The 4,467-nt window shown below is 50.7% G+C and carries 4 protein-coding genes, 1 tRNA gene and 1 pseudogene; 4 read left to right on the top strand and 2 right to left on the bottom strand.

Going from position 1 to position 4,467, the window contains the following annotated elements; translation table 11 throughout:
- Positions 1 to 404, bottom strand: a pseudogene (locus tag Q0231_RS13360) (hypothetical protein); the annotation flags it as partial.
- Positions 405 to 552: 148 nt separating this feature from the next.
- On the opposite strand from Q0231_RS13360, the gene Q0231_RS13355 reads away from it, so the two are divergent.
- The 3 genes from Q0231_RS13355 (at position 553) to Q0231_RS13345 (ending at position 3,367) form a co-directional block, all read left to right on the top strand.
- A complete protein-coding gene (locus tag Q0231_RS13355; RefSeq protein ID WP_269393943.1) occupies positions 553 to 1,131 on the top strand; it encodes a nitroreductase in 579 nt (192 codons plus the stop codon).
- Between the two features lie 61 nt (positions 1,132 to 1,192).
- Positions 1,193 to 2,065 (top strand): transglycosylase SLT domain-containing protein, encoded by an 873-nt coding sequence (locus Q0231_RS13350; protein WP_269393944.1) that lies wholly within the window; start codon positions 1,193 to 1,195, stop codon positions 2,063 to 2,065.
- A 93-nt stretch (positions 2,066 to 2,158) separates the two neighbouring features.
- Entirely contained in the window at positions 2,159 to 3,367 is a 1,209-nt protein-coding gene (locus tag Q0231_RS13345) for a DUF2336 domain-containing protein (RefSeq protein ID WP_269393945.1), read from the top strand.
- On the opposite strand, the gene Q0231_RS13340 is transcribed toward Q0231_RS13345, so the two are convergent.
- On the bottom strand, positions 3,364 to 4,140 hold the full coding sequence (locus tag Q0231_RS13340) for an NAD kinase (RefSeq protein ID WP_269393946.1): 777 nt from the start codon (positions 4,138 to 4,140) through the stop codon (positions 3,364 to 3,366). The two genes, Q0231_RS13345 and Q0231_RS13340, sit on opposite strands and share 4 nt — an antisense overlap.
- Before the next feature lie 182 nt (positions 4,141 to 4,322).
- On the opposite strand from Q0231_RS13340, the gene Q0231_RS13335 reads away from it, so the two are divergent.
- Positions 4,323 to 4,398, top strand: a tRNA-Thr gene (locus Q0231_RS13335).
- The last annotated feature ends 69 nt before the right edge of the window (positions 4,399 to 4,467 follow it).

Raw genomic sequence — 4,467 nt, 5'->3', positions numbered from 1 at the left:
TAAGCAACATGCGCAATATATTGTCCGGCGGCTAAGCTAAAATTGGCGGCAGAATCAGAAGAGCGGGCAACTAGATCCAACTCGCCTTTATCATTAGGCGTAATAGAGTATATCCGCCACTCCAGTCCGTTAGGAATGAATGGCCCATCTTCGGTCACTCGTGCGCCTATACTGACTGGCTGCGGTGGTCCACCACTTTTGGGCACGACGATCGTTTCTTGGTCCGTCATCGTCTCTATTTGCGTTTCGGCGTTCAGGTCTTGATTCTCGTTGGTTTCGGAAGGTGTTGTAATATTGAGGTTTTCTGGACGAACGGGTGGGACAGGTGCAACCTCTTGCGCAAATGAGGGTGCGGCCAACATCAGCCCGATTAAACCAGCATATGTCCATTTTTGTTTCATCATATGTGCCGCAATTGCCATTCCGTTTTTTGGTGGTTGGATGATAAGTCTTGCCACCAAACAAACTATAAAGCTTTTGGATTAAGTTTGCGGCCAAGCTATGGCATAAACAACTCAAATTTTCAAAACGGACTGGGGACATGGGGACAAAATGAGCAAAAATGTTGAGATGGTTGAGTATTTGAAGTCGCGGCGATCTGTGACCCTACCGTTTTTGGCAGAACCTGGCCCATCTGAATTGGAGCTAGCCGAGCTTTTGGAAATTGCATCCCGTGTGCCTGATCATGGCAAATTGGCGCCTTGGAGGTTGGTTGTTGTTGCTGGAGATCAACGTGGTATGGCTGGTGATCGATTAGCTGAGCTAGCAAAACAACGAGATCCTGAGATCTCTGAAGAGATGCTTGATGTCGAGCGCAATAGGTTTTTGCCCGCGCCTTTGACCATTGGCGTGATTTCCGCTGTTCAAGCGCATCCAAAAGTTCCGGCAATTGAGCAACAGCTTTCGGCGGGTTGCGTTTGTTTCAATCTGGTGCATGGGGCAAATGCGCTGGGATTTGCGGCGCAATGGGTAACGCGCTGGTTTGCTTTTGACGATGAAGCTGCAGCCATTTTTGGCGCAAAGGATAATGAGTTTTTTGCCGGTTTTGTTCATATCGGCACGCCAAGCGTGGTACCTCAAGAGCGTCCGCGTCCAGATGTTGCAGAAGTTGTGGAATATTGGCGTGGTTAATGATTGCTTAACAGCATTTATGTTTTGTTAAGGTGTTGAAAACTGTGAGCGTAATTTTGCTATGCCCAGCGTAAAGCCGGTTCAGGTGCCAGCCCAGCTCGCCCAAGCCCTCACAAGGGCAGGGGACAAGAATGGTGTGGACTTTGACTACTTATTGCAAACCGCAATGCGTGAAAGCTCGCTTGATCCAGAAGCTAAGGCAAAAACATCAAGTGCGGTTGGGCTGTTTCAATTCATTGAAGGCACTTGGCTTGAAGTCTTGAAAGAAGAAGGCCCCAAATTGGGCTATGGCTCCATTTCTGACAAGATTGAGCGCACGGCCGATGGGTATGAAGTTCGTGATCCAAAGATGAAATCTGCTGTGCTGGCGTTACGAGAGAACCCTGAAATGTCAGCGGATCTGGCGGCCGCATTTACCCGACGAAATGGTGCGTATTTGCAGGAACAGTTTGGACGCATGCCTTCACCAGGGGAGCTGTACATTGCTCATTTTATGGGAGCGCGCGGCGCTGAGAAGTTTTTCAACCTAGGCCTTTCTAGTCCGAACGCTAGCGCTGCGATGCATTTTCCGTCTCAAGCGCGTGCAAACGAGAGTATCTTTTTTGACAGTGGCAAGCCGCGCTCGATTAAGGAAGTATATCAAGTGCTTGTGGCGAAGCATCGATCACTTGAGGTGGATGCGTCGGTGAGCCAAACCGCAGCCTTTGCCGCTCAACAAATGGCCACTTCCAATCAGGGCCCATTTTCAGTGGCTCAGGCGCAGGACCCTGTTTCACCCTTTGCCGCGCTTTATCGTTCAGCGCCCACGGCCAATTTGCCCGGGCGTTTTGCCGTTGAAAGTCAGCCTGAGTTGCAAGAAAATCAGGGCACCCAATCTGACGTGGAAAATGACGAACGGCGTCAGAGCTTTTTTGCCCGGTTCTATACCAAATAGCCGTACCAATTATTATGGTGAACGCTTCATTAAGCCTTCAAGCGTAGTCTTCAGTCTAACCGCTTGATGGGTAAGTTGTTTAAGGGCGTTTGCGTGCTTGGTTTTAATGAATATCACACATTGTCACAGTCCGCTCACAGTGAGCAGCGTGGGCAGGCTGCCCGGATTGCGGCGCGTGCGTTTTTAGAACATAGTGGACCCGCCGACGAGCAAGCAGCCCTTTATGCCGCCGTTCTGAGTTTTTTGGATGACAGTTCGGTGAAAGTGCGCGCTGCGCTTGCCTACGAACTTCTGCGCTCTCCCAATGCGCCACGTCCTGTTATGTTTGCCTTGGCACAGGACGAATCTATTATTGCTGCCGCTGTTGTGCAGTTTTCGCCGGTTTTGTTGGACAGTGACTTAGTGGCCTTGTCGCGCAAGGGCAGTAAAAAAATCGCTGAAGCGATTTTGTCGCGCCCGCAAGTGGGCGTCAACGTCTGCAAAGTCTTAGCGCAAGAGCATTCTAAATCAATTGATCGAGTGCTTTTGGACCGGCATGATTTGGTTTTGCCGTCTGATTTGCTAATCGAACTGGCTGATCGCTGGTGTGATGATGCACCCATGCGGGGCACATTGCTTCAGCGCCCTGATTTGCCAATTGCTGCACGGTTTTTGCTGACCGAACGGATCGCAGATGCCTTGCTGGGCGCGCGCATTGTCAATGGAAGCATTCAACCACAGCGTTTGAATCGCCTTGTGCGGGACCAATTGGATAAGGCGACAACGGGTTTGGTTGAAGGTGAGCCAACTGCGGAGCACTACAGCTATTTAGATGCACTTTTTCAATCAGATCGTTTGACGCCGCGCTTGTTGATCAATTCGGTCGTAAATGGTCGCCTGCAATTCTTTGTTACTGCATTGGCAGTGCTCGCAGATTTGCCTACTCGCAAGACTGAAGGAATTTTGCGATCTGGCACGCGCCGTGCGTTACATGCGCTTTATACGCGTTGTGGCTTCGAGCCATCTTTGCGTAATCTGATGGCGCGGCTAACGGTTTTGGCGCGCGAGGCTCATTTGGAGACTGATGTGGCCGCACGCCACTTTGTGGTGTCCCAACTTATCTCGGCATTGATTGACGATCATGAAGGCGATATTCCGGACAGTCTGGACAGCGTCTTTGCATATTTGAACGAGCAGAACGTCAGTCTTGCCCGCGAAGCTGCGCGCGGGGTCATGGCAAGCTTTTGTGAAGAAGCCAGCCCAGACGCGGCCATCAACATTTCGCATTTGCGCGACGAGCAGTTGGCGCTACCAGCCGCCTAATAATCGAATTGTTCGTTGAGCACGCGCTCATCAAGACTATGGCCTGGATCGAACAATAGCGTCACCGAGTGAGTTCGCGACTCGCTAACTTTTACCTCGGCTACATCTGCAATCTCTTTGCTGTCTGCTACCGCGTTTACAGGGCGCTTGTCGATCTCGCGAATGCGGAAGGTTACCTCTGCGCGATTTGAAAGGATTGCGCCGCGCCATCGTCTTGGTCGAAAAGGAGAGATGGGGGTGAGCGCCAGCAGTGGAGCTTCGATGGGCAAGATTGGCCCATGTGCCGACAGGTTGTAAGCAGTTGACCCAGCAGGCGTGGCCACTAATACCCCATCACACACCAATTCTTCTAGTCGCGGCTTTCCATCGATCAGAATTTCAATCTTGGCCGCTTGATAGGACGTCCGCAGCAACGACACTTCATTGAGCGCTAGGGCTGAGTGTTCATTGCCGTTTTTATCGGTTGCGGTCATTCGCAGTGGATGAATAACTGTCGGTTCTGCTGTTTCAAGTCGTTCAATTAGCTTGTCTGCCCCATAGTCATTCATCAAGAACCCGATTGACCCAAAATTCATGCCATATACAGGGATCTCTTTGTCCATGACTTTGTGCAGGGTTTCGAGCATAAGTCCGTCGCCACCCAGGGCAACAATTACCTCTGCTTGATCCAAAGAGCAGGTGCCATATTCGGCGCACAGGACATCGCGTGCTTTTTCGGACTCTGGTGAACCCGAAGACACAAACATGATTCTATCGCTCGAAAAAGCTGGCACGTGCGTGCTCCAAATTGGTGCGAGACAAGGACGAATATGCAACGTGCCACACACAACCCTGAATCGGAAAGCCCCAATATTGACAATTGGTTCTAAGATTTTTCGACGTTGTGAAATTTTCTCTCATTTTTTTACAATTGGAGCTTGCACAGCATAGGAGGATTATGTATCTAACGCGCGTTGCCGGTTTAGCTCAGTTGGTAGAGCATCTGATTTGTAATCAGAGGGTCGGGAGTTCAAGTCTCTCAACCGGCACCATTCCCTCCCAGCACATCGCTCAAAGCACAATCGATTTCGTCATGTGACTTGCTGTGGCGGCGCGCGATC

Source organism: uncultured Maritalea sp., assembly GCF_937139385.1.
Taxonomy (GTDB): Bacteria; Pseudomonadota; Alphaproteobacteria; order Rhizobiales; family Devosiaceae; genus Maritalea; species Maritalea porphyrae_A.
This window is presented reverse-complemented; position numbering and strand designations above follow the sequence as displayed.

Coding starts and splice junctions, on each gene's coding strand:
- Q0231_RS13355 (WP_269393943.1), top strand. CDS start 553: ATGAGCAAAAATGTTGAGATGGTTGAGTATTTGAAGTCGCGGCGATCT.
- Q0231_RS13350 (WP_269393944.1), top strand. CDS start 1,193: ATGCCCAGCGTAAAGCCGGTTCAGGTGCCAGCCCAGCTCGCCCAAGCC.